This window comes from Euzebya sp., from assembly GCF_964222135.1.
Lineage (GTDB): Bacteria > Actinomycetota > Nitriliruptoria > Euzebyales > Euzebyaceae > Euzebya.
In genome coordinates this window covers 1-26,784 of sequence record NZ_CAXQBR010000016.1, presented here as the reverse complement: position 1 = coordinate 26,784, position 26,784 = coordinate 1, and the positions used below count along the sequence as shown (strand labels likewise).

Below are 26,784 nucleotides of genomic sequence, written 5' to 3'. Positions count from 1 at the left end.
GCTCGCGCACCGCCACCAAGGCCCTCGACCGCGGCGTCGCGGTCGCCGGGGCGCTCGGGGCCCCCCGCCCCGGGCGCGCCGTCGGGCGGGCGTCCGGGGCGGAGGACGTGCTGGCCGAGGCCGCGGCCCGGGTGCGCGAGGCCGGCAGCGCGGTGGCCACCGAGCACCACGACGGCGACCCGGCCGGTGTGCTGGTCGACCGCGCGGTCGACCACGGCTTGCTCGTGGTCGGCAACCGGGGTATGACCGGCGTCCGCCGGTTCCTGCTCGGCAGCGTCCCGAACAAGGTCTCCCACCACGTCACCGCCGATCTGCTGATCGTCAAGACCACGTGACCGCCGCCCACCGCCGACCGACGACGAGGACCGCCCGGATCGATGGCTGACACCGACCTGACCCTCCCCTCCCCGCCCGCCCGCGGCTCGACGGCCGCCCCGGCCCTGCCCGGCCCGCCGCCCGGCGGCCGCCAGTCCGTCCGCCCCGGCGACCAGGGCCAGCAGAACCAGGGCCAGCGCGACCAGGGCGGGCAGACCGGCCCGCTGCCGCTGCCGCCCCACCCCCCGCGCGAGGAGGCGCCGGAGCGCCCCCGCGGGGGGGTGCAGGTGCTGGACGAACCGCGCGGCGAGGCGCCACCGCGCCCGCAGGGCGGCCACGACCTGCCCGAGGGCTGGCTGCCCTGCCCCAAGGGCGCCGACCCCGCCGAGTGGGTGCTCGACCCGACGCTGCCCGAGCCGAAGATCCGCATCCGCCACCTCACCAAGGCGTTCGGGTCCCGGGTGATCTGGGAGGACGTCACCTTCGACATCCCCAAGGGGAAGGTCACCGTGGTCCTCGGCCCGTCCGGGACGGGCAAGTCGGTGCTGCTGCGCCACCTGATCGGGCTGCTGCGGCCGACGTCCGGTCAGCTGTGGGTCGACGACAAGAACGTCCCGTCGCTGAAGAACCGGCCCCTCCTCGAGGTCCGCAAGAAGTACGGCGTGCTGTTCCAGGACGGCGCGCTGTTCGGCTCGATGACGATCTACGACAACGTCGCCTTCCCGCTGCGCGAGCACACGCGCAAGGGCGAGAAGGAGATCAAGGAGATCGTCATGCACAACCTGGAGATCGTCGGCATGTCCGACGCCGCCCAGCTGTACCCGGGCGAGATCTCCGGCGGCATGCGCAAGCGGGCCGGGCTGGCGCGCGGGCTGGTCCTCGGCCCCGAGATCCTGCTGTTCGACGAACCGGACTCCGGCCTCGACCCGGTCCGCACCGCGTTCCTGAACGAGCTGATCCTCGACCTGAAGGAGCGGCTCGAGTCGACGTTCGTGATCGTCACCCACCACATCCCGACCGCGAAGAACGTCGGGGACCACCTGGCGCTGCTGTACCGCAAGTCCCTCACCCTGGCCGGGCCGAAGGAGCGGCTGCTCAGCTCCGACATGCCGGCGGTCCGCCAGTTCCTGCGCGGCTCGACGTCCGGGCCGATCGGGATGAGCGAGGAGAAGGACTCCGGTGACGAGTCCGCCGAGTACGACCCGGATGCCCAGGGCCTCGAGGACACCCGCGACGACGAGGCGCTGCCGGGCGCGGATCGGCCGCAGTAGCTGCTGTCGGCCGTGCGAGCCGTGGGGCGGTGCACGGGGCGTCGTGCGGGGCGGACGGCTCCGTTAGGCTGCCGGGGGACATGGACATCGACCTGGCCGACCTGCGCGCCCACCCCTCCTCCGACGTGTTCGAGGAGGTGCTGGCCGAGGTCGCCGACGACGTGCGGGAGCTGGTCGGCGTCGGGGAGGTCGCCGACTACATCCCCGCGCTGGCGCGCGTGCCGGCGGACCGGTTCGGCATGGCCGTCGCGGACCTCCACGGTGACCTCCACACCGTCGGCGAGGCGGACCGTCCCTTCAGCATCCAGTCGATCTCGAAGGTGTTCAGCCTGATCCTCGCGACCCAGCGCTTCGAGGGTGACCTGTGGGACCGCGTCGGGCGGGAGCCGTCGGGTGACCCCTTCAACTCCCTGGTCCAGCTGGAGCACGAGTGCGGGGTGCCCCGCAACCCGTTCATCAACGCCGGCGCCATCGTCATCGCCGACGTGCTCAGCAGCTGCCTGGCGGATCCGCTGGGTGAGCTGGTCGCCCTCGTCAGCGAGCTGGCCGGCGCGGAGATCCCGATCGACGGGGAGGTCGCGCGCTCCGAGGCCAGCACCGGCTACCGGAACCGGTCGCTCGCGAACCTGATGAAGGCCTTCGGGAACATCCAGGGCGAGCCGGATGACGTCCTCGACATCTACTTCGCCCAGTGCGCCCTCACGATGAGCGCGCGCCAGCTCGCCACCGCCCTGCGGTTCCTGGCCAACGACGGGGTCGACCCCGCGAGCGGGCACCGGGTCCTCGACGTCGAGAAGGCCCGGCGGATCAACGCGCTCATGCTGACCTGCGGGACGTACGACGCCGCGGGGGAGTTCGCGTTCCGCGTCGGGATCCCGTGCAAGTCCGGCGTCGGCGGGGGCATCGTCGGGGTGATCCCGCACCACCTGACCGCCTGCGCGTGGTCGCCGGCCCTCGATCGGACGGGCAACTCCGTCGCCGGACGGGCCGCGATCGAGCAGCTCGTGGAGCGGACCGGCCTGTCGGTCTTCTGAGGGCTCCCCCGCCATCCGGCGGGGTCTGTCAGGTCCGTTCCGCCTGGCGCGACGAAGGTGACAGACCGGTTGGCTTGGAGGCCCGACCACGACGAGGTCCGTCGGGTTCGTTCCGCGTGGCGCAACGAAGTCGACAGACCGATGCGCCGCCCGCCGCGTCCGCTGGGAGAGGGGCCTCCAGGGAGGGGCGAGTTCCCGGGTTCGGGGGAGGAGGATCGGGCGACCTCTCCCGTCCGGTCGACCGCCGGCGTCCGCGGGCACCTCCCCGCGTCGCCGCTACGCTGATCAGTCGCCATGCCAGGAATCGGAGAGACCCTGCGGAGCGAGCGGCGCCGGCAGGGCCGGACGCTCGCCGACGCGGCCGCGGAGACGCGCGTCCGCGAGTCCTACCTGGCCGCGATCGAGGAGGACGACTTCGACGTCCTGGGCGGCGACGTGTACGCCCGCGGGTTCATCAAGCTGTACGGCCGCTACCTGGGCCTCGACGCCGATGCGCTCGTCGCCGAGTACCGCCAGAACCACGAACGCCCCGAGGAGATCACCGCGATCCCCGGCGCGACCTTCGACGACTTCGTCCCGGCCCCGTCGGCCGGCCCGCGGCGTCTGCTGACCCAGCCGGTGATCGCCGCGGTCGCGGTCGTGGGCGTGGTGGCGGTGCTGTTCATCCTGTTCCGCGGCGGGGGCGACACGCCGGAGGACGAGGTCGACCCGAACGCCCCCGGCCCTGCACCCGCCGAGTCCGAGGAGGATCCGCTCGCCGGCGCGACCGACCCGCTGGCGGGCCTCGACGGGACCGAGGCACCGGCCGGGCCCACGGCCACCGCGGCGCCGGCGGGGACCGACGCCCCGGGGGGCACCGACGCACCGGCCGGCACCGGTGAGCCCCTCACCGACCTCTCGATCGTCGTCGAGGCGATCGACCAGGTGCGCCTCACGGTCGTCCGCGGCCAGCCGATCGCGAGCGGCGCCCTGCTCGAGCCGGGTGAGAGCCGCACCCTGACCGACCCGGCGGGCGAGCAGGTGGTCTTCACCGTCGACGACGTCGGCGCAGCCACCATCACCGTCAACGACCGTCCCCTGGCCACCACCGGCTTCGCCGGCCAGGCGATGCAGATCAGCTGCACCGTGGGCGACTCCGAGTGCATCGCGGAGCGGCTGTGACCGCTGGACAGGCCGCGGGTCGGGCGGTGACCGCGGGCGCCGAGCCACGTCCCCGGGTGGCGATCGTCACGCTGGGGTGCGGGCGCAACGACGTGGACTCGGAGAACGTAGGCGGTCTGCTCGGGGCGGGCGGGTTCGACGTCGTCGACGACCCCGACCAGGCCGACGCGGTGCTGGTCAACACGTGCACCTTCATCGCCCCCGCCCGCGAGGAGTCGATCGAGGTCGTCCTCGACGCCTGCGCGCCGGCGACGGCCGCCGGTGAGGCCCACCGGCCGGTCGTGGTCATGGGCTGCATGGCCGAGCGGTACGGCGACGAGCTCGCCGAGGCCGTGCCGGAGGCCGCCGCCGTCGTCGGCTTCGACCGCTACGGCGAGCTGGCCGACATCGTCGCCCGTGCCCTCGACGGGGACGCGGTCCCACCAGCCGCTGACACCCCGCCCGCGACGGGTGAGCGCGCCCCGCGCGGGCTCCCGCTGCTCGGCACCGGCCCGGCCGGTCCGGATGCGCCGCCGACGGCGTCGTTCCCCCTCCGGACGGTGCCGAAGGGCCCCTGGGCCTACCTCAAGATCGCCGGCGGCTGCGATCGGGTCTGCACCTTCTGCGCCATCCCGTCCTTCCGCGGCCGGTTCGCCTCCCGCGCCCTCCCCGAGCTCGAGGCCGAGGTCCGCTGGCTGGTGGACCAGGGCGTCCGCGAGCTCGTCTGCGTCAGCGAGAACACCACGTCCTGGGGCAAGGACCTCCCGGGTGGTCGTCGCTCCCAGGCCGACCTGGTCGCGATGTTCGACGCGGTGGAGGGGCTCGAGGTCGTCCGGCTGATGTACCTGCAGCCGGCGGAGATCACCCCGGTCCTGCTCGACGCGATGGCCGCCTCCGACACGGTGGTGCCGTACTACGACCTGTCGCTGCAGCACGCCGCCGCCCCGGTGCTCGACCGGATGGCGCGCAGCGGCAGCCCCGAGCGGTTCCTCTCCCTCATCGACGGGATCCGCCGGCGGGAGCCGGACGCGGTCTTCCGCTCGTCGTTCATCACCGGGTTCCCGGGCGAGACCGACGAGGACGTGCAGACCCTCATCGACTTCGTCGACGCCGCCGGGCTCGACTGGTCGGGCGTGTTCACCTACAGCCCCGAGGACGGGACGCCGGCGGCGTCGATGCCCGACCAGGTCCCGACCGACGAGGCCCGCGCCCGTGCGGACGCGGTGACCGAGGTGATCGAGGCGGTGGCCCAGGAGCGGGCGGACGCCTTCATCGGCCGCACCCTCGACGTGATGGTCGAGTCCCACGACCCCGACGGCGCGGTCGGCCGCTCCTATCGCGAGGCGCCGGAGACCGACGGCGAGATCCGGGTCGCCGGCCTGCAGACACCCGTCGGCCGGTTCGCGCCGGTGCGCATCACCGCCACCGACGGCATCGACCTGATCGCCGAACCTGCGCCCGCCGGTGGGGACCGGGCACACTTGGGCCCGACGACCGGCTGATATGGGAGACCGACTGACGTGGAGGAGACCCGCACGAGCCGGTCAGCACCGCGACCGCCGTCGGGTGACCACCCCGCGGAGCCGAGCCCGTTCAACCTCGCGAACGCGTTCACGTTCCTCCGCGTCCTCCTCGTCCCCGTCATCGGCTGGCTGCTCGCGACGAGCGCCGCGGACGCGAGCGGGGCGACACCCGCCGCGCGGTGGTGGGCGTTCGGCATCTTCACCTTCGCCGCCGCGACCGACACGATCGACGGGGAGGTCGCCCGGCGCCTCGTCGGCGTGACCCGCTGGGGCCAGCTCGCCGACCCGCTCGCGGACAAGCTGCTGATCATCGGCGCCCTCGCGATCCTCGCCGCGCTGGGCGAGCTCCCGTGGTGGGCCGTCGGCGTCATCGTCGCCCGCGAGGCGGCGGTCACCTGGCTGCGGGCGCGGCTGGTCCGCGACCGCGGCGTCGTGATGCCGGCCAGCAGCTGGGGGAAGGTGAAGACCGTCACGCAGGTCGCCGCGGTGACCCTCTACCTGTACCCCGGCATCCCCGACCCGGTCCGCGAGGCCGCCCTCGTGATCGCCGTGGTGGCGACGGTCGGCAGCGGCCTCGAGTACGCCGTCCGCATCCAGCGCCGCAGCCGCGCCGAGGTCGGGGGCGAGGGCCGGGGAGGGGGCTGAGGGTGCGGGCCGAGCTGGTCGCGGTCGGCACCGAGCTGGTGAGCGGCGACGTCGTCGACACCAACTCCTCGTGGCTGTCGGCCCGCCTGGTCGAGATCGGCGTCGACGTCACCCGCCACACCGCCGTCGGCGACGACGTGGCGCTGATCGCCGAGGTGCTGGACGCAGCCGTCGTCGGGCAGGCCGACGTGGTCCTCCTCACCGGCGGCCTGGGCCCCACCCGGGACGACCTGACCCGCGAGGCCGTCGCCCGCGTCGCCGGGGTCCCCCTGGTCCGCGATCAGGCGGCCGTCGAGGACATCGCCGGCTTCTTCGCGGCCCGCGGCATCGACATGCCCGCCACGAACCTGCAGCAGGCCGATCTGCCCGAGGGCGCCCGCTGGCTGCCGCGAATCGGCACCGCGCCGGGGATCGCGATCGAGGTGCGGGGGACGCTCGTCTGCTGCCTGCCCGGCGTGCCCAGCGAGGCGGAGGCGATGTTCACCACCTCCGTCGCGCCGCTGCTGACGGCCCGCGGCGACCTCACCGCCACCGTGACCCGCACGATCCGCACCGCCGGGGTGGGGGAGAGCCACGTCGCCGCCGTCCTCGCCGACCTGGTCGACTCCGTCGAGGCCGTGGGCAACCCCACCCTCGCGTTCCTGGCCGCCCGCGGCGAGGTCGTGGTCAAGGTCATCGGCCGCGGGCCGGCCCGCGCGGATGCGCTGGCCGCGGCCGACCCGATCGTCGAGCGCGCCGTCGCCCTGCTGGGACGTGCGGTCGTCGGCCTGGACGACGAGGGGATCGAGGCCGACATCGGCCGACGGCTGTCGGCCGCGGGGCTGACCGTCGCCGTCGGGGAATCCATCACCGGGGGAGGGGTGGGGGCGAGGCTGTCGTCGGTCCCGGGCGCATCGACCTGGTTCGCCGGCGGGCTGATCACCTACGCGACCGCGGCCAAGTCCGCGCGGGCCGGGGTCGACGCCGACCTGCTGGCAGCCGAGGGCCCGGTCTCCGAACCCGTCGCCGAGGCGCTGGCCGTGGGGGCCCTCGACCGGCTGGAGGCCGACGTCGCGGTGTCGGTCGTCGGCGTCGCCGGCCCCGCCACCCAGGGCGGCCAGCCGGTCGGCACGGTCGTGAGCGGCACCGACGGGCCCGACGGCCTGCCGCGAGCCCGCCGGGTCGAGCTCCCCGGCAGCGGGCGGGCGGAGATCACCGAGCGGGCCGTCGCGGCCGCCCTCGCCGCCCTGCACCGCTACGTGGTGCGCCTCACGAGCTGACGCCGGCCCGCTCGGAGGGCCGGACCCGGTGGTGGGTGGTGGTCGGTGTCACACCCCTTCCCTATGCTTGATCCATCTGAAGTCACCGACGTGTGATTACCTCCAGGAGATCAGCGATGCGACAGGGTGCGTTGGCTGCGGACGGGGCAGCGACCGGGTCCCCGGAGATCGACCTCGACGACACCGGCGAGGTCGGCTCGCTGACGCGACCGGCGCGCCTGCCGGTCAGCCGCCAGGGCCAGCTTCGCGCCCTCCGGCGCCAGCTGGCGTGGTCGGACCACGCGCTGCGCACCGTCCAGCGCGAGACGGCCGCGGCGATGCGCGACCCCGACCTCGACGAGACGGGGCGGTGGGACGCCGTCCGCCGGCTCCGGGCGCTGTCCTGGAAGGTCTGCCGCGAGGTGATCCCCCTCGTCGGGCGCGTGCCCCTCGGCCTGCAGGCGGAGCCCGAGTTCGTCGAGTGCCAGCGCGTCGCCCACGCCCTGCGCCGCCGGACCGAGGACGCCCTGCGGGACAACGCGAACTACACCGTCGACCTGGTGGCAGCCGATTCCGAGCCGCTCCCCGGCCGGTCCCCGATCGCCTGACCCGGATGCGCGACATCGAACGCGTGTTCGTCTAGGCTGGCGGTCGTCCACAGGTTCCCCCACCTCGGCCGGCGTCGTGTCACACCCCCCGCGTAGCGTCGGGATCGACTTCGACCACCCCACCTGAGCCGGTAGGCGCAAGGAGACCCAGGCATGGCATCAGACCGCGAGAAGGCCCTCGACGTCGCGCTCGGCGCGATCGAGAAGCAGTTCGGCAAGGGCGCGATCATGCGCATGGGCGAGGGCGCCAAGCAGAAGGTCGCCGTCATCCCCACCGGCGCGATCGGCCTCGACGTCGCCCTCGGCACCGGCGGGTTCCCCCGCGGCCGCGTGTGCGAGATATACGGCCCTGAGTCGAGTGGGAAGTGCGTTCCGGCAGGCACGTACATCTGGACCGACGAGGGTCTCGAGACGATCGAGGAGCTGTTCGCGCGCGTCGGGCAACCCGCCAGCTGCACCTCCCGCGTGACCGACGTCCGCGACGCAGGCGTGCACCTCGTGAACGAGGAGGGGGATCTCGAGCAGCTCGCGGCCGTGACCCACAACAACCGGCGACCGACGTGGTCGGTCACCGTCGAGTCCGGCAGGACGGTCACCGCCACCGCCAACCACCCGCTCCGCGTCCTCAACGAGCGTGGGGAGATCGTGTGGCGGCGCGTCTCGGACCTCGCGGCCGGCGACGTCCTGGTGTCCGCTGCGTTCGGGGCAGACGAAGCGGGCACCGAAGGGCTCTCGCCCGCTGAGGCGACGCTGCTCGGGTACCTCGTCAGCGAGGGAACCCTGGGCGAACGGCACTCGTTCACCTTCACCAACCACCACGACGCTGATGTGGTCGAGGAGTACCACGACCTTCTCGAGGACGTCCTCGGAATCGATCGGGACCGGGTCCGGGTCTACGGACCGGGGGACTACCGGGTCCACGACACCGCCGCGAGGGCACGGTTGGCTGATGAGTACGGCCTCACCTACACACGGTCAGCGGGCAAGGCCGTGCCCCACTGCGTCCGGACCGGCGGCCGGAAGGCCCAGCGCGCGTTCCTCTCTGCGCTGTTCGAGGGCGACGGGTGGGTCGAGGACGGACCGGAGATCGCCCTGACGAGCGCATCGCTGACGCTGGTGGAGCAGGTCCAGTTGATGCTCCTCGGACTCGGCATCCCGTGCAGCCGCGGGATCCGTCGGAACGAGGATCTGCAGCGTGACTACCACACCGTCCGCATCCCCCCGGGGTCGGTCGATCGGTTCCTCGCCACGGTCGGCTTCCGCTCGGCCCGACGCGCCGAGCAGGTGGGCCGACACGTCAGCCCCGGGCTCCGGACGGCCACCCGCTGGGAGGCGGTCCCGTTCATCGCGGATCTGGTGCGCGACCTCCGGGATGCCGTTGGAGGCGACCGTGAGCTCGACTGCCTGTACCACGACCTCACCCGCTCGGACCTGACGTCGGACGGCTCCGGCATCGGGGCATCCAGGCGACGTCTCCGGGACATCGTCGCCTGGGCCGACGCGCGCCACATCCCCTCGGCGACACGACCGCTCGTGGAAAGGCTCCGCGCCTTCGCCGAAGGGGACTACACCTACGAGCGGATCACCTGCATCGAGGACGCTGGTCTGCAGCCGACATTCGACGTGATGGTGCCGGAGACCCACAGCTTCCTCGCCAACGGCGTGCTGTCGCACAACACCACCGTGGCCCTCCACGCCATCGCGGAGGCCCAGAAGCAGGGCGGGATCGCCGCGTTCATCGACGCCGAGCACGCCCTCGACCCCGCCTACGCCGCCGCGCTCGGCGTCGACGTCGACCAGCTGCTCGTGTCCCAGCCCGACACCGGTGAGCAGGCCCTCGAGATCACCGACACGCTGGTGCGCTCGGGCGCGGTCGACCTGCTGGTCATCGACTCGGTCGCCGCGCTGACGCCCCGCGCCGAGATCGAGGGCGAGATGGGCGACACCCACGTCGGCCTGCAGGCCCGGCTGATGAGCCAAGCGCTCCGCAAGCTGGCCGGCCACCTGAACCGCTCCAAGACCTGCTGCATCTTCATCAACCAGCTCCGCGAGAAGGTGGGCGTGATGTTCGGGTGCTTCCACTACTCGACCCGCGTCACCCTGGCTGACGGCACGCAGGAGAAGATCGGCAAGCTCGTCAACCAGCGTCGTGACGTCGAGGTCCTGAGCTACAACCCCGACACCGGGGACGTCGAGCCGCGACGGATCATCAACTGGTACGACAACGGTCCGACGGACGAGTTCCTGCAGTTCACCGTCGCCAAGCCCGGGAAGAACGGGCGGGCGCAGTTCGCCGCCACCCCGAACCACCTCATCGCCACCCCGGGTGGCTGGCGGTCCGCGGAGGAGATCGCCGTCGGCGACCGGGTCCTGCAGGAGGTCACCACCCGGTTGTCACCGATGCAGTGGGACGTCTTGCTGGGCACGTTGATGGGCGACGGCGCCCTGAGCCGGAGTCGGAGCGGGCTCGCGGCGCGGTATCGATTCGGCCACGGCGCGGCGCAGGTGGAGTACGCCGACTGGAAGGCGTCGTTGTGGCACAACATCCCCTCCAGCCGGACCACGGACGACCGGGGGGCGGTCTTCTACGACTTCACGCCGCTGCCAGAGCTGGCTGAGGTGCGCGAGGCCATGTACTGGCCCACCGGCAAGGTGCTGAGCGACGACTACCTCAAGCGGTTGACGCCGCTGTCCCTGGCCCTGTGGTACTGCGATGACGGCAGCTTCGCCGTCCGATCCAAGGGTCTGCAGGAGCGGACGCGCGGTGGCAGTGGACGGATAGAGATCTGCGTGCAGGCGATCGAGCCGAGCTCGCGCGAGCGCCTCCGCGACCACCTGGCCGACACCTTCGGCATCGGCACCACGCTCGTCGTGCGCGGTGGGAACGCGATCTTGCAGTTCCCGACGGCAGAGACGGCGAAGTTCCAAGAGCTCGTCGCGCCGTACGTCCACCCGTCGATGGACTACAAGCTGCTCCCGCGCTTCCGCGGTCGCTTCGGCGTCGAGGTCGAGACCTGTGAGCCCCGACGTGTGCTGAAGCCGATGCCCGTGCTCGACGTCCACGTCAAGCCGCCGAGCCGGGCGACGCACCGGTTCGACCTCGAGATCGAAGGCAACGCCAACTACTTCGTGGACGGCGTGATGGTCCACAACTCCCCCGAGACAACACCAGGAGGGCGGGCGCTGAAGTTCTACTCCTCGGTTCGCCTCGACATCCGCCGGATCGAGTCGCTGAAGGACGGCCAGGACTTCGTCGGGAACCGGGTCCGCGTGAAGGTCGTGAAGAACAAGGTCGCCCCGCCGTTCAAGAAGGTGGAGTTCGACATCATGTTCGGCGAGGGCATCTCGAAGGAGGGGTCGCTCATCGACATGGGGGTCGAGCACGGCATCATCCGCAAGGCCGGTGCCTGGTACACCTACGACGGCGAGCAGCTCGGCCAGGGCCGCGAGAACGCCCGGACGTTCTTGAAGGAGCATGACGACGTGGCCGCCGAGATCTACAAGAAGACCGTGGAGATGCTCGGCCTCGTCCAGACCGACGCGTCCGGTGACGAGGCGCTGCTCGAGACCGCCGAGGACTGATGGGGCAGGTGAGCCTGCCCGGCGACGGCGCGAAGGCGCTAGCCCACCTGGTCCGCTCGACCAGCCAGCGCCCCCTCACCGTCGCCGAGGCGCGCGACAAGCTCGTCGGCCGCGACCACGATCCCGACGTCGTCGAGGCGGTCATCGCCCACGCCGGCGAGGCCGGGCTGCTCGACGACCGCGCGTTCGCCGACGCGTGGGTCAACGACCGTGGCGTCAACCGCGGCTACGGCCGTGACCGGCTGCAGCGCGAGCTGCGCCGGCGGAAGGTCGACGACGCGACCATCGACGCGGCGCTCGGCCAGCTCGACGAGGTCGACGAGGTCGCCCAGGCGACGGAGCTGGCCCGCCAGCGCGCGCAGCGCATGCCGGCGAGCACCGACCCCCAGAAGGTCGCCCAGCGCCTGGTCGGCTTCCTGATGCGGCGCGGGTTCGGCTCCGAGACCGCCCACCAGGTCGCCCGGCAGGTCACGGCCCTGGACCGCGACTGGGACTGACCACGACGGATCCGGGCGGCTACTCCTGCTCGACCAGCTCCAGGCGGCCCTCCAACCGGCGGCGCAGCGTGAACCCGGCGACGCCGAGCAGGCCCAGGCCGGCAGCCGTCACCCACGCGGTGGCGGGGTTGCGGTAGGGCAGGACCGCGTCACCGGCGAAGGACACCAGCTCGCTGGCCATGGCGGCGACCGGGCTCGACGTCGTCACGGGGGCGCCGGCGACCTGGGGGGCGTCGACGTCGACGGGGACCGACACGAGCGGCTCGTCGTAGGGCTGCAGGGTCAGGCCCGAGTCGCTGGCGATGCCGGGGGCGTTGACGCCGTAGGCACCGGGAGAGATGCGGGGGCCGCCGGCGCCGCGGCCGACGCCGGCGGCGGGACCGCGCGGCTCGGTGACCTCGGTCGGCTGGCGGCCGGCGGCGCCCACGGCGACATCGTCGTCAGCGGCCACCGGGGACGGGGCGGGATCGCTGCCGGGCTCCGCGGCCGGCTCGCCCGCAGGCGGGGGACCGGCGTCGCCGACCGGGTCGGCAGGCGCCTCCTCGGCGACCGGTTCGGTCACGGCGTCCACGGCGTCGCTGACGGGCTCGGTCACCGGCGCGGCCGCGTCGGTCACGGCATCGGTGACCGCCCCGGCGGTCTCGCCGGCGCTCTCGACCACCTCGGCGACCGGTTCGGTGACGGGTGCGGCGACCGCCTCGACCGGTGCGAGGGCGTCGGCGGCGCCCTCGGTGACGGCCCCGACGGCCTCGCACCCGGGGGTGAGGGCGGCGACGGCGGCGGTGAGGTCCTCACAGGCCTGGTCGACGGTGCCCGTCAGCGTGTCGACCAGTCCCTGGCCGGCAGCCGGGCCGGCGGGTACGAGCAGCGCCCCGGCCAGTCCGAGGCCCATCAGCACCCCGCGGCGGGAGGGGCTGAGGAGGGGATGCGCCATGATGTCTCCTGTGTTGCACGGACATGAGTCGGCTCGAGCGATCACGGGACCCAACGACGCAGTCGTCGGGGCGTGACGGTTCGATTCCCACCGAGCGCCCCGATCATCCACAGAGGCGACCGTCCACAGCGCCGGGGTCCGTCGGGCGGGGGCGTTGGGTGTCCACGTCCCGGGCCCGTACGCTTCTAGGCGCTGGAAGTCCGAGACCCCCGAGGAGCTGTCCCAGGTGAACGTCCTGCAGGCCTGGATGCTGATCGGCATCCCCGCCCTCGCCCTGGCCGGTGCCATGTTCCACCGGCACTCCTGGTGGCGTGCCTACATCGGCTACGCGGCCATGCTCGCCGGCTTCGCCGGGCTGGCCGTCTACGACCGGATCAGCGCGGGGGTGTTCGGTGGCCTGATCGCCCTGCTGTACGCAGCGGGTCGGGGCGGCAGCATTGAGACCGTCCACGACCGCGCGGACGAGCTCGGCGTCGAGGACGCCGCGCTGCACCCCAGCCGGCGTCGCGGCCACACCAACGAGCCCGCCCCCGGGGGTGGACCCCGCTAGCACCCGAGCACAGGACCGACCGCATGGCGAACCGCACCTACTTCATCCGCACCTTCGGGTGCCAGATGAACGAGCACGACTCCGAGCGGGCCGCGGGTGTCCTCCAGTCGATGGGCTACCGCCCCGCCGCGGACCCGGAGTCGGCCGGCCTGGTGCTGTTCAACACCTGCGCGATCCGGGAGAACGCCGACAACAAGCTGTACGGGCAGCTCAGCCACCTGAAGCCGCTGAAGCTCGCGGACCCGTCCAAGACCATCGTGGTCGGCGGCTGCCTGGCCCAGAAGGACCAGCAGGGCCTCGCCGAGCGGGCGCCCTACGTCGACGTGGTCTACGGCACCCACAACATGGGACGCCTACCCGAGCTGCTGGCCCAGGCCGACTCGGCCGCGCTGCCCGTCGTGGAGATCCTCGAGCACACCGAGATGTTCCCCTCCGCCCTGCCCGCGCGGCGGGAGGTCGCCCACCACGCCTGGGTGTCGATCTCGATCGGCTGTGACAACACCTGCGCGTTCTGCATCGTCCCGTCCCTCCGCGGGCCGGAGAAGTCCCGCAAGCTCGGCGACGTGGTGGCGGAGGTCCGCGACCTGGTGGCCGACGGCGTCACCGAGGTCACCCTGCTCGGCCAGAACGTCAACAGCTACGGGCGGGACCTGGTGCGCGATGGGCTCGTCCCCAGTCCCGACGGCCGGCGCAACCGCACCCTGTTCGCCGAGCTGCTCCACCTCCTCGGCGACGTCGACGGCCTCCAGCGCATCCGGTTCACCTCCCCGCACCCGAAGGACTTCACCTCCGATGTCTTCGAGGCGATGCGGGACATCCCCTCGGTCTGCGAGCAGCTCCACCTCCCCCTCCAGTCCGGCAGCGACCGGATCCTCCGGCGCATGCAGCGCAGCTACCGGTCCCGCCGCTTCCTCGACCTGGTCACCGAGGCCCGCGAGACCATCCCCGGCCTCGCGATCTCGACCGACATCATCGTCGGCTTCCCCGGTGAGACCGAGGACGACTTCGGCGAGACGCTCACCGTCACCGAGCAGGCGGCGTTCGACTCGGCGTTCACGTTCAAGTACTCCAAGCGGCCCGGCACGACCGCGGTGGACCTCGACGGCCACGTCGAGCCCGCGGTCGTCGACGAGCGCTTCGACCGCCTGGCGGCGCTGACCCGCAGGCTGAGCGAGGCGTCCCACGCCCGGCAGGTGGGCACCGTGGCCGAGGTCCTGTTCGAGGGCCCGTCGAAGACCGACGCGACCCGGACGAGCGGCCGGACCCGCCACAACCGCCTGGTGCACGTCCCCTCGACGGCGGCCACCGCGCCCGGGGCGCTGGCGAACGTCCGGATCACCGAGGCGGCCGCGCACTACCTGCTGGGCGAGGTGACCGACGCGCCGGTGACCGATCCGGTCGGCACCCCCCTCCCGGCCCAGCCCCTCACCGCATGATCCACGGGGTCGCGGTGGTGCCCACCACGCCGTTGCTGGTGGACTCCCACGCCGGTGCCCGCCACCCCGACATCGACCGGTTGGCCGTCGCGGCCTCCGAGGCCCTCGACGGCCTCGACGGCGCCGACGTCGTGGTGCTGCTGGCCTGCGGCGACGCGCTCAGCGTGTCGGGACGCCCGAGCACCGACCTGTCCGGCTACGGGATGGACCTCGACCCCCACCCCCTCACCACGCCGTCCCCCGACGTCGTGCAGGCCCTCCTCGGCGGCGTGCTCGGCGCCGCGTCCGACGGCGGCGGTGACCTGCGGGTCATGGCCCGGTTGGTCCCGCCGGGCACGACCGCGGTCGGGGTGTCGGTGCCGAGCGACGTGACCGTCGCGGACGCGCGCGCCGTCGCGCGGCTCCTGGCCGACCTGGCCGCCGACCGCAGCGTCGCGGTGGTCGGCGCCGGCGACCTCGGCGCCGGGCCCGGGCGCAAACCGCCCCGGCCGACCGCGGCGGAGGCCTCCACGGCGTTCGACGAGGCCGTCGTCGCCGCGCTGGACGGCCGGCCGGCGGACCTGCTGGCCATCGACCTCGACCTGGCCGCCCGCGCCCACTCCCGGGGGGCGGGTGCGCTGCGGGTCGTCGGCGCGCTCGCCGCCGACCTCGACCTCGTCACCGCGGTCCGGGCCAGCGGCGCCCCCCTCGGGGTCGGCTACGTCGTGGCGGCCAGCACCTGACCGTGGCCACCCCAGCGGGCGGGGCCGACGGTCCGCCCATCGTCGCCCTGGTCGGCCCGACGGGCAGCGGCAAGTCCGCCCTCGCGCTCGAGGCGGCTGACGCCGCCGGAGCGGTGATCGTCGCCGTGGACGCCTTCACCGTCTACCGGGGCATGGACATCGGGACCGCGACCCCCACCGCCGCCGACCGCGCGCGGGTGCCCCACCGGATGGTCGACGTCCTCGAGGTCGAGGAGGAGTGCACCGTCTCCTGGTTCCAGGCGCGGGCCCGCGCGGCGATCGACGAGGTGCGGGCCGCGGGACGGCCGGCGCTGCTGGTCGGCGGCTCGGGGCTGTACCTCCGCGCCGTCGTCGACGCCCTCGAGTTCCCGCCCACCGACCCCGACTTGCGGCCTCGCATCGAGGCCGACGTCGCCGCTGACCCACCGGCCGCCCACGCCCGCCTGGCAGCGGACGACCCGGCGGCCGCGGCGCGCATCGAGCCCTCCAACACCCGGCGGATCACCCGCGCGCTCGAGGTGGCCGCGTTGACCGGCCGCCCGTTCTCGTCCTACCGGACCGCGTGGGAGGACCACACGTCGATCTACCCGGGCCTGCGCATCGTCGGCGTCCACCACCCCCCGGCTGCGCTCGCCGACCGCATCGACGCCCGGACCCGCCAGATGCTGGCCGCGGGCTGGGTGGGGGAGTGCCGCGCGCTGGCCGACCGCGACCTCTCCGCCACGGCTGCACAGGCGATCGGGTACGCCGAGCTGATCGCCCACGTCCGCGCGGGGGGTGGCGTGGTGCCCGACGACCTGGTCGACGCCATCGCCGCGCGGACGCGGCGGTTCGCAGCCCGGCAACGCCGCTGGTTCCGCCGCGATCCACGGGTAGGGTGGGACCCTCCCGACCGCGCAGGCGACCGCGTCGTCACGGCGCTCGCCGGCCGGGGCAGCGCCCACGAGGACCGGGGAGACACGTGACGGACGGATCGGCTTGACGCAGCGGGTGAGGCCAGCAGACCTGCCGTTCACCAAGGTGCACGGCGCCGGCAACGACTTCGTCCTGCTGTGCGATCTCGAGGACGCCCTCGATCTCCCGCCCGCAGCCGTCCGCGCCCTGTGCGACCGGCGGCGCGGCATCGGCGGGGACGGGGTCATCCGCGTCGGGGCGCCGCGGGCTGGGGTCGACGCTGACGTGTTCATGGACTACCGCAACGCCGACGGGTCGATCGCCGAGATGTGCGGCAACGGCGTGCGGACCGTCGCGAAGTACGTCGCCGACCGCGGGATCGTCGAGGGCGACGTGGTCCGCGTCGACACGCGTGCGGGCACCAAGCACGTCCGCTGCCACCGCGGGTCGGACGGACGGGTGACGGGCTGCACCGTGGACATGGGCGCGCCGGTCCCCGGCGTGGTCGGCGAGGAGCTCGTGCTGGGCGACGGCTCCACCGTGACGGTCACGACCGTGTCGATGGGCAACCCCCATGCCGTCATCGTCGTCGACGACGTGGCGGCCGCGCCCGTGCACGTCGTCGGCCCCCTCCTCGAACGGCACGAGGTCTTCGGCGAGGGGACCAACGTCGAGTTCATCACCGTCCCCGACCGCGGCACCGTCCACGGCCGCATCTGGGAGCGCGGCGTCGGCGAGACCCTCGCCTCGGGGACCGGGGGCTCCGCCATGGCGGTGGCGGCGGCGTTGGTCGGCCTCGCCGACCGCGAGGTCGACGTGCACCTCCCCGGCGGCATCCTCACGATCGCCTGGACCGACGAGACGCTGTTCGTGACCGGACCTGCCGTCGAGGTCGCCAGCGGCATCGTCGATGAGACCTGGTGGGCGACCGCCACGGGAGGGACCTGATGGCTGACCACCGCGAGCCACGACCAGCGCGGCTGCAGGGCGCGACCCCTCGCCCGTCCGAGCGCGCCCAGGACCAGCAGGAGGAGGCGCAGCTCCAGCTCCGCCGCGCACAGCGGCGCCGGGCCGAGGCCGAACGCGTCGCCGAGGGCGCGCCCCAGGAGGGTGTGGCGATCTTCCGGCCGGTCGACACCGCGGTGCTGGTCGCCGTCGCGCTGCCCGGCCAGTCCAGCCACCAGGTGGACGCATCCCTCGACGAGCTGGAGCAGCTCCTCGACACCGCCGGCGGCGAGACCGTCGGACGGGTCGTCCAACGGCGCGACACCCCCGACGTGGCCACGTTCATCGGACGGGGGAAGGTCGCCGAGCTGCGGGACATGGCTGCCGCGCTCGGCGCCGACTCGGTGATCTTCGACGACGACCTGTCGCCCGCGCAGCAGCGCAACCTCGAGGAGAGGCTCAAGGTCAAGGTCCTCGACCGGACCATCGTGATCCTCGACATCTTCGCCCAGCACGCCTCGTCCTCCGAGGGCACCGCCCAGGTCGAGCTGGCCCAGCTGACCTACCTGCTGCCCCGCCTCCGCGGGTGGGGGCAGGCGCTCAGCCGCCAGGCCGGCGGCGTCGGGGTCGGCATGCGCGGGCCGGGGGAGACCCAGCTCGAGGTCGACCGCCGGAAGCTGAACCGCCGGATCACCAAGCTCAAGCGCGACCTGAAGGACTTCGAGCAGGTCCGCCGCACCAAGTCCGCGAACCGCCGGCGGAACCGCGTGCCGACCGTCGCGCTGGTCGGGTACACCAACGCCGGCAAGTCGACGCTGATGAACGCGATCACCGGCGCGGACGTGCTCGTCGCCGACCAGCTGTTCGCGACGCTCGACACCACCGCCCGCCAGCTCGACCTCCCCGACAGCCGGACCGTGGTGCTCACCGACACCGTCGGGTTCGTCCGCAAGCTGCCGACCGCCCTGGTCGAGGCGTTCAAGTCCACCCTCGAGGACACCATCGAGGCGGACCTGCTGCTGCACGTCGTCGACGCGAGCCACCCCGAGGCCGAGGCGCACGTCCTGGCCGTCGACGAGACCCTCACCGAGATCGGCGCCGGCGACCTGCCGCGCCTGATCGTGCTGAACAAGTCGGACCTGACCGACGCCGACACCGTCCGCGGGCTGGCGCGCGCCGTCGCCGACCGGGCGCTCAAGGGCGGCGTGATCAGCGTGTCCGCGGTCACCGGCCAGGGCATCGACGCGCTCATCGACCTGGTCGCGGACCGCGTCCCGCCGCGTCGGCGCATCGTCGAGGCGCTGGTGCCCTACGCCCGCGCGGACGTGGTCAACACCGCCTACGAGGGTGGTGAGGTGCTGAAGCGGGAGGACCGCGAGGACGGCACCTGGATCGTCGCCTCCGTCACCCGGCAGGCGGCTGCGGACCTGCTGCCCTTCGCCGAGTCCGACCCGTGGGCGGCGGACGAGGACTGACCCATCCCGGCAGGGTCAGGTACCGGTAGGTGTGGTGGTCCACGAACCCGAGCCGGCGCCACATGCCGAGCGCGGGCTCGTTGGTCGACGTGACCTGCACGTAGACGTCCCTCCCGCCGCGACCCGCCCCCCACCGGACCAGCGCACCGGCGACGGCGCGGGCGATCCCCCGCCGCCGGTGGGCGCCGTCGACCGACACCGCGGTGAGCCCGACCCACCCCTCGGCGACGGCCGCGCGCCCGATGCCCACCACCTCGCCGTCGACCTTGACCTGCCCGAACGCCACGTCTCCGCGGGTCAGCACGTCGCCGACCACCGGCGCCAGGCGGTCCACGCCGCGGTAGTCCGCGAACCGGGCGAGCCACGCCGCCTCGGGGTGGCGGACGACCTCGATGTCGTGGTCGCCCGCTGCCTCCACCCGGACCCCGTCGACCGGCGCCACCATGACCGCCACCGGCGCCGCCGCGTCGGTGGCTCCGCGGTCGGCCAGCGCAGCGGCCAGGTCGCTGCGCGACGGCTCGGGGACCACCACGAGACCCGACAGCCCCCGACGGGCGTACCAGTCCCGCACCTGGTCGAGGGCGTCGTCAAGTGGCACGCCCGGGTCGCCCAGCGGCAGCACCGAGTTGGCCCGCCCGGTGAAACCCCCGGCCGCGCGCAGCAGCCAGCCGCCGAGGTGGGCGGTGTCCGGCGCCTGCCACCCGAGCGCGGCGATCCGTTCGAGGTCGAGGTCCGCGATCAGTGGTGCGCGCACCCGAGCAGTGTGCCGGTGTGCGTCAGAGCTTGCGCAGCACCGCGACGACTTTGCCCATGATGGCGCTGTCCGCGTCGGCGGGGACGGCGATGGGCTCGTAGCGCTCGTTGGCCGGGTCGAGGAACACCTCGCCGGCCTTCGTGCGGCGGAAGAACTTCACGGTCGCCTCGCCGTCGATCAGGGCGGCGCACATCTCGCCCTGCTCGACGCTCGGCTGCTGGCGGACCACCACCGTGTCGCCCGGCAGCACGCCGGCCTCGATCATCGACTCGCCCCGGACCGTCAGCGCGAAGATGGTCCCGCCGCCGACGAAGGACTCCGGCAGCGCGAGGTGCTCGTCGACGTTCTCCTCCGCGAGGATCGGCCCGCCGGCGGCGATCTCGCCGACCACGGGGATCGTGCGGGTCGGGGAGGGCTGGGGCAGGTCGACCTCGTCGTCGTCGATGACCTTGAGCGCCCGGGGGCGGGCGGGGTCGCGCCGGATGTACCCCAGCTCCTCGAGGGTGTTCATCTGCGCGTGGACGCTCGAGGGGGAGCTCAGCCCGACCGCCTCACCGATCTCGCGCACCGACGGCGGGTAGCCCCGCTCGGCGATCGCCTGGCGGATCACGGTCAGGATCCGCTGTTGGCGGGGGGTCAGCTCGGGTGGCATGGGTCCTCCTCCGGAGGGCGGTGTCACACCCCCCCACTACCGTCAGCGGTGATGACGAGGGTGTTGACATCGAACGGATGTTCGCTACGGTGGGCTCCACCAAGAGAACACCTGTTCGGCACCAGAGTCAAGCACGCGGACCCACCGGACGAGAAGGACCCAGGTCATGTCGACCCTCTGCACCACCGCACCAGCACTCGCGCCGCCGACGACCCGGCTGCGGATCCGCTGGGCGCGCGTGGCGCTCCTGGTGCTCGCCGTGGCCGTCCTGACGTGGGCGCTCGCCGGTCTGACCGCGACCACCTCGGCGGCGGATGCCCCCGCAGCGGATCCGGTGCAGGTCGTCGTGCAGCCCGGTGACACGCTGTGGGACCTGGCCAGGGCCCACGCGCCGGCGGGCGTGGCGACGCTCGAGTTCGTGCGGCAGGTGGAGGAGCGCAACGGCGTCCGCGCCGGCCGCCTGCTCCCCGGCCACGTGCTGGTGCTGCCCCAGGGCTGACTGTGCCCGCCGGGTGGCGGGCGGGTGCTCAACCCGCGGGGTCGTGGCCGGCTGGCAGCCGGTCGTCGTCCAGCGCAGCGAGCTCGCGCGCGAAGTCGTCGGCGGAGGTGAAGACCTTGTGGACGCTCGCGAAGCGCATGTAGGCCACCGGGTGCAGCGCCCGGAGGGCCTCCAGCACGTGACCGCCGATCACGTCGGTCCCGATCTCGGACTCGCCCATGGCGCGGAGGTGGGCCTCCACGCGTGCGGCGGCGAAGCGGACGACGTCCGGGTCGATGTCGAGGTTGGCGGTGGCCTTCTGCATCCCCGCGTGCAGTCGGTCGGGGTCGAAGGGCTGGATGGATCCGGACCGCTTGCGCACCGCGAGGGGGGCGTGGTCGACCCGCTCGTAGGTGCTGAACCGCTGCTGGCAGGCGGTGCACTCGCGGCGTCGGCGGACGGCGCGCCCGTCGTCGGCGGCGCGCGAGTCCACCACACGGTCGTGGTCGGAGGCGCAGTAGGGGCACCGCATCGATGTCGTCCTCTCGGATCGGCCGTCCACTGCGTCGTGCACAGCCTCGGGGTCGTGGTCCACACCTGTCCACAGGTCATCCACAGGATCTGTGCACGGCCACCCCAACCTGTGGTGGTCGGGAGCGCGGCCGGGCCGGTCTGTGCACAGGTTGTGCGTGGGTCGTGGGTGGCGGAACGTGGGTCTCGTCGTGATCGTGCGCCAGCGTCGCACCACAACATGTTGTGGTCAAGGCCGACGAGGTCCACCGGATGTTGTGGGAAGCGCTTGACGAACGAGGCGACGTCCGTCAGGGTACGGAGCTGTAACTACAGACGCGTGACTCACCGGCACGGGGAACAACCGACGGGGTCGCGGCGTTGGACCAGGACGCACGCGAGGTGCTTGGAGGCAGTGTGGACAACGACATGGTGATGACACGGCAGGGGGTCCGGGCGGTCGCCGCCGGCGAGCGCACGGGCCTCAAGTTCGAGCGCTACTTCACGGACGCGGCGACCCACCCGTACGACGAGCTCGAGTGGGAGCTGCGCGACGCCGTCATCAGCGACTGGAAGACCGGCGACGTCTCCTTCGAGCAGCGCGGCGTGGAGTTCCCCACCTCCTGGTCGGCGATCGCGACGAACATCGTCAGCCAGAAGTACTTCCGCGGACCCCTCGGCACCCCCGAGCGCGAGTCCAGCGTCAAGCAGATGATCGACCGCGTGGCCGACACGATCACCGGCTGGGGGATCGCCGACGGGTACTTCGCCGACGCGGAGTCCGCCGAGGTCTTCAACCACGAGCTCAAGCACCTGCTCGTGCACCAGAAGGCGGCGTTCAACTCCCCGGTCTGGTTCAACTGCGGCGTCGAGGACAAGCCCCAGTGCTCGGCCTGCTTCATCCTGTCCGTGGAGGACAAGATGAGCTCGATCCTCAACTGGTACGTCGAGGAGGGGACGATCTTCAAGGGCGGCTCCGGCTCCGGCGTCAACCTCTCGAACATCCGCTCCTCCGTCGAGCAGCTGAAGGGCGGGGGCGAGGCGAGCGGCCCGGTGTCGTTCATGCGCGGCGCTGACGCGTCGGCCGGGACGATCAAGTCGGGCGGCAAGACCCGTCGTGCCGCCAAGATGGTGATCCTCAACGTCGACCACCCCGACGTGGAGGAGTTCATCTGGTGCAAGCACCGCGAGGAGGAGAAGTCGCGCGTCCTGCAGGCCGCCGGCTTCGACATGGACCTCGACGGGCTCGACTCCGGCTCGATCCAGTACCAGAACGCCAACAACTCCGTCCGCGTGACCGACGAGTTCATGCAGGCGGTCGTCGACGGTGCGGACTTCGACCTGCGCGAGGTGACGACCGGCAAGACCGCGCGGACCCTCCCGGCCCGTGACCTGATGCGCCAGATCTCCGAGGCGGCGTGGGCCTGCGCCGACCCCGGCATCCAGTACGACACGACGATCAACGACTGGCACACGACGCCGACGGCCGGCCGGATCAACGGGTCCAACCCGTGCAGCGAGTACATGCACCTGGACAACTCCGCGTGCAACCTCGCGTCCCTCAACCTGCGCAAGTTCGAGGACGGCGGCGTCTTCGACGTCGAGAGCTTCCGCCGCGCGGTCGAGGTGGTCTTCACCGCCCAGGAGATCATCGTCGGCAACTCGAGCTACCCGACCGAGGCGATCGGCGAGAACGCCCTCAAGTACCGCCAGCTCGGCATGGGCTACGCCAACCTCGGCGGGCTGCTGATGAGCCTGGGCCTGCCGTACGACTCCGACGCCGGCCGCGCCTGGGCCGGTGCGATCACCGCGCTGATGACCGGCCACGCCTACCGGACGTCGGCGGAGATCGCCAAGGTCACCGGGCCCTTCGAGGGCTTCGCGGCCGACCGCGACGGCACCCTCCGCGTCCTCCGCAAGCACCGTGCGGCGGTGGGGGCGGTCGACTCGGCGCTGGCGCCGGAGAACGTCCTGACGGCGGCGCGGGAGTCCTGGGACGACGCCGTCGAGATCGGTGAGGCCCACGGCGTCCGCAACGCCCAGGCCACCGTCCTGGCCCCCACGGGGACCATCGGCCTGATGATGGACTGCGACACGACCGGCATCGAGCCCGACCTCGGGCTCGTCAAGTCGAAGAAGCTGGTCGGCGGCGGGTCGATGCGGATCGTCAACCAGACCGTGCCGCACGCCCTGCGGAACCTGGGCTACCAGCCCGAGCAGATCGAGGCCATAGTGGCCTACATCGACGACCACGCCACGGTGGAGGGGGCGCCGGCGCTGCGCGACGAGCACGTGGCGGTGTTCGACTGCGCGATGGGCGAGCGGTCCATCTCCGCGATGGGGCACGTGCGGATGATGGCGGCCGCCCAGCCGTTCCTGTCCGGCGCGATCTCGAAGACCGTGAACCTGCCGGAGTCGGCGACGGTCGAGGACGTCGAGGAGATGTACATCGAGGGGTGGCGGCTCGGCCTCAAGGCCATCGCCATCTACCGGGACAACTGCAAGGTCGCCCAGCCGCTGTCGATCGACAAGAAGACCCCGGCCGTCAAACCGCAGGAGGCCGAGCTGGCCCAGCCCGCGGCCACCGCGGCGGAGTCCGGCATCGTGCGGCGCCGCCTGCCCAAGCAGCGCCCGTCCCAGACGGTCAGCTTCCAGGTCGGCGACGCCGACGGCTACCTGACGGCGGGGGAGTACCCCGGTGACGGGCTCGGCGAGATCTTCGTCAAGCTCGGCAAGCAGGGCTCGACGCTCTCGGGGATCATGGACGCGCTGGCGATCAGCGTGAGCCTGGGCCTGCAGTACGGCGTCCCGCTCGAGGCCTACGTCAGCAAGTTCATCAACACCCGCTACGAGCCGGCCGGCATGACCGACGACCCGGACATCCGGTTCGCCACGTCGCTGACCGACTACATCTTCCGCCGCCTGGCCATCGAGTACCTCCCGGCCGAGCAGCGCCAGCAGATGGGCATCTACACCACCGCCGAGCGGACCGCCGAGCTGGACGCCGCCACGGGTGCCCAGGTGGTGGACGTGACCGACGAGGACCCGGCGCCGAAGGCGGACGCCACCGGCCAGACCGTGCTCCCCGTCGAGCACCCAAAGCCGGTCGACGACGTCTACGGCGACGCCCCGCTGTGCCTGGCCTGCGGCTCGAAGATGCAGCGCGCCGGCAGCTGTCACGTCTGCCCCGGCTGCGGGACGACGAGTGGCTGCTCGTGATGTGAAACGTCACCCTGACACCCCCGAGTTGCGTCACCCGATGGCAGGGAAACGTCATGGGAGTGTCAGGCGATGCGTCACCCTGACGTATCGCGCGTTTGTGAAGCCAGCGACGGCCCGTCCCCCTCAGCGGGGGCGGGCCGTTGTCCATTCATCGCCACGCGTCAACCGGCGAGCGCGATGCGGAAGGCTCCCGAGCTCGACACACCCACCACCGCCACTCGCCTGCCTCCCCAGACGCTCCTCGCCCTGCATCGCCTCGAAGGAGGCCTCATGACCACGATCACCCCGCAAGCCATGAAGAGCCCGCTAGAGGTTCTCGCTGACGACATCCTGGACCCTAGCCCGGCCCGACAGCGGCTGGCTAGGCAGCGCTACAGGGACCTCGGCGCATGGTTCAAACGGCACGTTCCTAACACGTTCGCAAGCGACGTCCGCGTCTACCCGCAAGGTTCGCGTCGGCTCGGCACCACCAACGTGAACCCGATCACCAACAGGTTCGACATCGACCTCGTTATGTGCCTGTACATGCCGAAGGAACGGACCAGTCAGGCAGAGCTGGTGCTCCGCGTGAACGGCTGGCTCGGGTCCTACACGGCCGCCCGAATGGCCGACGGTGGTGTGCTCGCGCCCATCGAGATGGACAAGGGAAAGCGAGCCTTCACGCTCCACTACGCCGACGACTTCCACATGGACATTCTCCCCGTCGTCCCACAACTGGTTCTCGACACCGTCGGGGAGCCAAGCTGGCTCGCGGACAAGGGACTGCGGAACTGGCAGCCGACGAACCCTGAAGGTTTCGCCAAGCACTTCGACGCTGTCTCTCAAGCGGAGGCGCTGGTCCTGGCGAAGCGTGCCGGTGTAGAGGTCGAGGATCTACCTGACCAGCGGATCCTGACCAACCTGCAGCGCGGGGTCAAGCTTCTCAAACGGCACCGCGACGAGCAGTTCGGTGATGACCCCGACAAGCTGGCGCCCCCGTCCGCCGTCATCACGGCGCTCGCGACCGCTTCCTACCGCGCCACCATCCAAGGATCCTCTGCGGGAACGGTCTCCCTGGTGGACATCGTGGCCGGCATGCCTGACCAGATCCAGTTCAGGGCGGGGGAGTTGTGGGTCCCCAACCCCACGCTCAGGACCGAGAACTACGCCGACCGGTACGCCGGGCAGGACCGGAAGGTGCAGGCCCTCCACACCTGGCTCGCTTCAGCCGGGCAGGCCTTCCGCGCCGCATCGGCGGGGCCCGGTGGCATCCAACACAAGGCGACGACCATCGACGAAGCCTTCGGTGCCGGCCTGGGGCGCCGAGTCGCTCAACACATGGGCGTGACCGTCAGCGCAGCCGCCAACGTGGGCAGCCTCGGGACCAGTAACGGTCGCCTCGATCCCATAAGCACCCGACCCCACCCACCCCACCAGTTCTATGGCGAGGCCACCTAGCCGCCCGCCAGCCAAGCCGCTCACCGTCCAGCGTGAGCGGCTCCGACGCGCGCACCCCGGTGGAGCTGGCGTCATCGTCAACAGCTCCCTGTACTGGTCTTGCGAGCTCGTCCCCACCGAGTGGTCCGACACCTACGAAGTCCTCCTCGTTCACCGGCGGCGGTCATCGCCGAAGATGCACGTCATCTCGCCCCGGTTGCACGGCCCGGAGCGCCTGCCCCATGTGTACGCCCACAACCAGCTGTGCCTGTACTTGCCGGGCACCTGGGCCGATCACCAGCTCATCGCCGACACCATCATCCCGTGGACCATGGAGTGGTTGTTTCACTACGAGATCTGGGCCGCTACCGGGTCGTGGGAGGGCGGCGGTCTTCACCCGACCTCGTCAGGTAGAGCACAGAGCCGTACACGGCAGCTCCAAGCTCGACGGCGCCGCACATCCGAGCGCCGCGAGATTGAGCAGGCCTTCCTCGCCCTACACCCTGAGCGCTCATCTGACGAGCTTCTCAACCTCGGCAAGCCGCTGCACACGCCACGTGCGGAGCCGGGGGCTGCGGACCGCCCTCGCCGCGGCACCGTCCACAGCAAGTCGCAGACGTCCGCTGCATAGGAGCAACCATGGCTCGTAAGAAGATCCCCGAGAAGGAGAGGCTCAAGCTGTGGGTCCGTGCCGGGGGCCGCTGCCAGCTGTGTAACCGCTACCTGTTGGACGGGCAGATGGCGTACCGAGAACTGACCTTCGGACAGGCGGCACACATCGTAGGCCAGCAGGCGAGCGCGGGATCCCCGCGGGGATGTCAAGGGCCAGTAGAACTTCCCCAGGGGCGGTCACGGGTTGTCCCCGCTGGTGGCCACCAGATCTCCCCGCTGGTGGCCACCAGAACCTCCCCGGTCAGGGTGTGGTGAGCGGGGTCACCCCCTT

Annotated in this window: 23 protein-coding genes and 1 pseudogene; 20 read left to right on the top strand and 4 right to left on the bottom strand. The window is 72.3% G+C overall.

The genetic code is table 11. The features are described from left to right. The 10 genes and pseudogenes from ACEQ2X_RS04365 to ACEQ2X_RS04320 all read left to right on the top strand — a co-directional run. A partial coding sequence (locus tag ACEQ2X_RS04365; protein WP_370324560.1) for a universal stress protein occupies nucleotides 1–335 on the top strand: 335 nt, incomplete at its 5' end. Between the two features lie 42 nt (nucleotides 336–377). Next, nucleotides 378–1,586, top strand: coding sequence for an ABC transporter ATP-binding protein (locus ACEQ2X_RS04360; protein ID WP_370324559.1), 1,209 nt, complete (start codon nucleotides 378–380; stop codon nucleotides 1,584–1,586). A gap of 80 nt (nucleotides 1,587–1,666) precedes the next feature. Then, nucleotides 1,667–2,620, top strand: a complete 954-nt coding sequence (locus ACEQ2X_RS04355; RefSeq protein ID WP_370324558.1) for a glutaminase — start codon at nucleotides 1,667–1,669, stop codon at nucleotides 2,618–2,620. A 294-nt stretch (nucleotides 2,621–2,914) separates the two neighbouring features. Continuing rightward, nucleotides 2,915–3,781, top strand: coding sequence for a helix-turn-helix domain-containing protein (locus ACEQ2X_RS04350; protein ID WP_370324557.1), 867 nt, complete (start codon nucleotides 2,915–2,917; stop codon nucleotides 3,779–3,781). Beyond that, a pseudogene (gene rimO, locus ACEQ2X_RS04345) lies at nucleotides 3,760–5,151 on the top strand (30S ribosomal protein S12 methylthiotransferase RimO); the annotation flags it as partial. The gene ACEQ2X_RS04350 and the pseudogene rimO, both read left to right, overlap by 22 nt. Before the next feature lie 129 nt (nucleotides 5,152–5,280). Then, nucleotides 5,281–5,928 carry a CDP-diacylglycerol--glycerol-3-phosphate 3-phosphatidyltransferase gene (gene pgsA / locus ACEQ2X_RS04340; protein ID WP_370324556.1) on the top strand — a complete coding sequence of 216 codons (648 nt, stop codon included), beginning with the start codon at nucleotides 5,281–5,283 and terminating at the stop codon, nucleotides 5,926–5,928. Between the two features lie 2 nt (nucleotides 5,929–5,930). Then, nucleotides 5,931–7,187, top strand: coding sequence for a CinA family nicotinamide mononucleotide deamidase-related protein (locus ACEQ2X_RS04335; RefSeq protein ID WP_370324555.1), 1,257 nt, complete (start codon nucleotides 5,931–5,933; stop codon nucleotides 7,185–7,187). Between the two features lie 116 nt (nucleotides 7,188–7,303). Beyond that, nucleotides 7,304–7,774, top strand: coding sequence for a hypothetical protein (locus tag ACEQ2X_RS04330; RefSeq protein WP_370324554.1), 471 nt, complete (start codon nucleotides 7,304–7,306; stop codon nucleotides 7,772–7,774). 153 nt (nucleotides 7,775–7,927) lie between these two features. Further along, a complete protein-coding gene (locus ACEQ2X_RS04325; protein ID WP_370324553.1) occupies nucleotides 7,928–11,356 on the top strand; it encodes an LAGLIDADG family homing endonuclease in 3,429 nt (1,142 codons plus the stop codon). Beyond that, the gene (locus ACEQ2X_RS04320) at nucleotides 11,356–11,853 is read left to right on the top strand and encodes a regulatory protein RecX (RefSeq protein WP_370324552.1); all 498 of its coding nucleotides are present in this window, start codon (nucleotides 11,356–11,358) and stop codon (nucleotides 11,851–11,853) included. The genes ACEQ2X_RS04325 and ACEQ2X_RS04320 overlap by 1 nt, the downstream gene beginning before the upstream one ends. Before the next feature lie 19 nt (nucleotides 11,854–11,872). Here ACEQ2X_RS04320 and ACEQ2X_RS04315 read toward each other — a convergent pair whose 3' ends face one another. Further along, nucleotides 11,873–12,787 carry a hypothetical protein gene (locus ACEQ2X_RS04315; protein WP_370324551.1) on the bottom strand — a complete coding sequence of 305 codons (915 nt, stop codon included), beginning with the start codon at nucleotides 12,785–12,787 and terminating at the stop codon, nucleotides 11,873–11,875. Between the two features lie 226 nt (nucleotides 12,788–13,013). Between ACEQ2X_RS04315 and ACEQ2X_RS04310 the strand changes: the two genes are divergently transcribed. From ACEQ2X_RS04310 to hflX, 6 genes are read left to right on the top strand one after another with little or no spacing between them, the layout of a single operon-like run. Further along, nucleotides 13,014–13,337 carry a hypothetical protein gene (locus ACEQ2X_RS04310; RefSeq protein ID WP_370324550.1) on the top strand — a complete coding sequence of 108 codons (324 nt, stop codon included), beginning with the start codon at nucleotides 13,014–13,016 and terminating at the stop codon, nucleotides 13,335–13,337. A 23-nt stretch (nucleotides 13,338–13,360) separates the two neighbouring features. After that, nucleotides 13,361–14,773, top strand: coding sequence for a tRNA (N6-isopentenyl adenosine(37)-C2)-methylthiotransferase MiaB (miaB, locus tag ACEQ2X_RS04305; protein WP_370324549.1), 1,413 nt, complete (start codon nucleotides 13,361–13,363; stop codon nucleotides 14,771–14,773). Further along, nucleotides 14,770–15,495 carry a hypothetical protein gene (locus ACEQ2X_RS04300; protein WP_370324548.1) on the top strand — a complete coding sequence of 242 codons (726 nt, stop codon included), beginning with the start codon at nucleotides 14,770–14,772 and terminating at the stop codon, nucleotides 15,493–15,495. The genes miaB and ACEQ2X_RS04300 overlap by 4 nt, the downstream gene beginning before the upstream one ends. A 2-nt stretch (nucleotides 15,496–15,497) precedes the next feature. Continuing rightward, nucleotides 15,498–16,460: a tRNA (adenosine(37)-N6)-dimethylallyltransferase MiaA gene (gene miaA, locus ACEQ2X_RS04295; protein WP_370324547.1), complete on the top strand. Its 963-nt coding sequence runs from the start codon at nucleotides 15,498–15,500 to the stop codon at nucleotides 16,458–16,460. 25 nt (nucleotides 16,461–16,485) lie between these two features. Continuing rightward, complete coding sequence (dapF, locus tag ACEQ2X_RS04290; protein ID WP_370324546.1) at nucleotides 16,486–17,337, top strand: diaminopimelate epimerase; 852 nt, start codon at nucleotides 16,486–16,488, stop codon at nucleotides 17,335–17,337. Further along, nucleotides 17,337–18,809 carry a GTPase HflX gene (hflX, locus tag ACEQ2X_RS04285; protein WP_370324545.1) on the top strand — a complete coding sequence of 491 codons (1,473 nt, stop codon included), beginning with the start codon at nucleotides 17,337–17,339 and terminating at the stop codon, nucleotides 18,807–18,809. The genes dapF and hflX overlap by 1 nt, the downstream gene beginning before the upstream one ends. Here hflX and ACEQ2X_RS04280 read toward each other — a convergent pair. Continuing rightward, complete coding sequence (locus tag ACEQ2X_RS04280) at nucleotides 18,739–19,563, bottom strand: GNAT family N-acetyltransferase (RefSeq protein WP_370324544.1); 825 nt, start codon at nucleotides 19,561–19,563, stop codon at nucleotides 18,739–18,741. The two genes, hflX and ACEQ2X_RS04280, sit on opposite strands and share 71 nt — an antisense overlap. A 22-nt stretch (nucleotides 19,564–19,585) precedes the next feature. After that, the gene (gene lexA, locus ACEQ2X_RS04275; RefSeq protein WP_370324543.1) at nucleotides 19,586–20,215 is read right to left on the bottom strand and encodes a transcriptional repressor LexA; all 630 of its coding nucleotides are present in this window, start codon (nucleotides 20,213–20,215) and stop codon (nucleotides 19,586–19,588) included. 166 nt (nucleotides 20,216–20,381) lie between these two features. Here lexA and ACEQ2X_RS04270 point away from each other — a divergent pair, with 166 nt between their 5' ends. Then, on the top strand, nucleotides 20,382–20,714 hold the full coding sequence (locus ACEQ2X_RS04270) for a LysM peptidoglycan-binding domain-containing protein (RefSeq protein WP_370324542.1): 333 nt from the start codon (nucleotides 20,382–20,384) through the stop codon (nucleotides 20,712–20,714). A gap of 28 nt (nucleotides 20,715–20,742) precedes the next feature. Here ACEQ2X_RS04270 and nrdR read toward each other — a convergent pair whose 3' ends face one another. Further along, on the bottom strand, nucleotides 20,743–21,225 hold the full coding sequence (gene nrdR / locus ACEQ2X_RS04265; protein ID WP_370324541.1) for a transcriptional regulator NrdR: 483 nt from the start codon (nucleotides 21,223–21,225) through the stop codon (nucleotides 20,743–20,745). 413 nt (nucleotides 21,226–21,638) lie between these two features. Here nrdR and ACEQ2X_RS04260 point away from each other — a divergent pair, with 413 nt between their 5' ends. From ACEQ2X_RS04260 to ACEQ2X_RS04250, 3 genes are all read left to right on the top strand, one after another. Next, nucleotides 21,639–24,422, top strand: coding sequence for a vitamin B12-dependent ribonucleotide reductase (locus ACEQ2X_RS04260; RefSeq protein ID WP_370324540.1), 2,784 nt, complete (start codon nucleotides 21,639–21,641; stop codon nucleotides 24,420–24,422). Nucleotides 24,423–24,695: 273 nt separating this feature from the next. Next, nucleotides 24,696–25,862 carry a nucleotidyltransferase gene (locus ACEQ2X_RS04255; protein WP_370324539.1) on the top strand — a complete coding sequence of 389 codons (1,167 nt, stop codon included), beginning with the start codon at nucleotides 24,696–24,698 and terminating at the stop codon, nucleotides 25,860–25,862. A 175-nt stretch (nucleotides 25,863–26,037) separates the two neighbouring features. After that, nucleotides 26,038–26,472, top strand: coding sequence for a hypothetical protein (locus ACEQ2X_RS04250; protein WP_370324537.1), 435 nt, complete (start codon nucleotides 26,038–26,040; stop codon nucleotides 26,470–26,472). Nucleotides 26,473–26,784 lie beyond the last annotated feature (312 nt).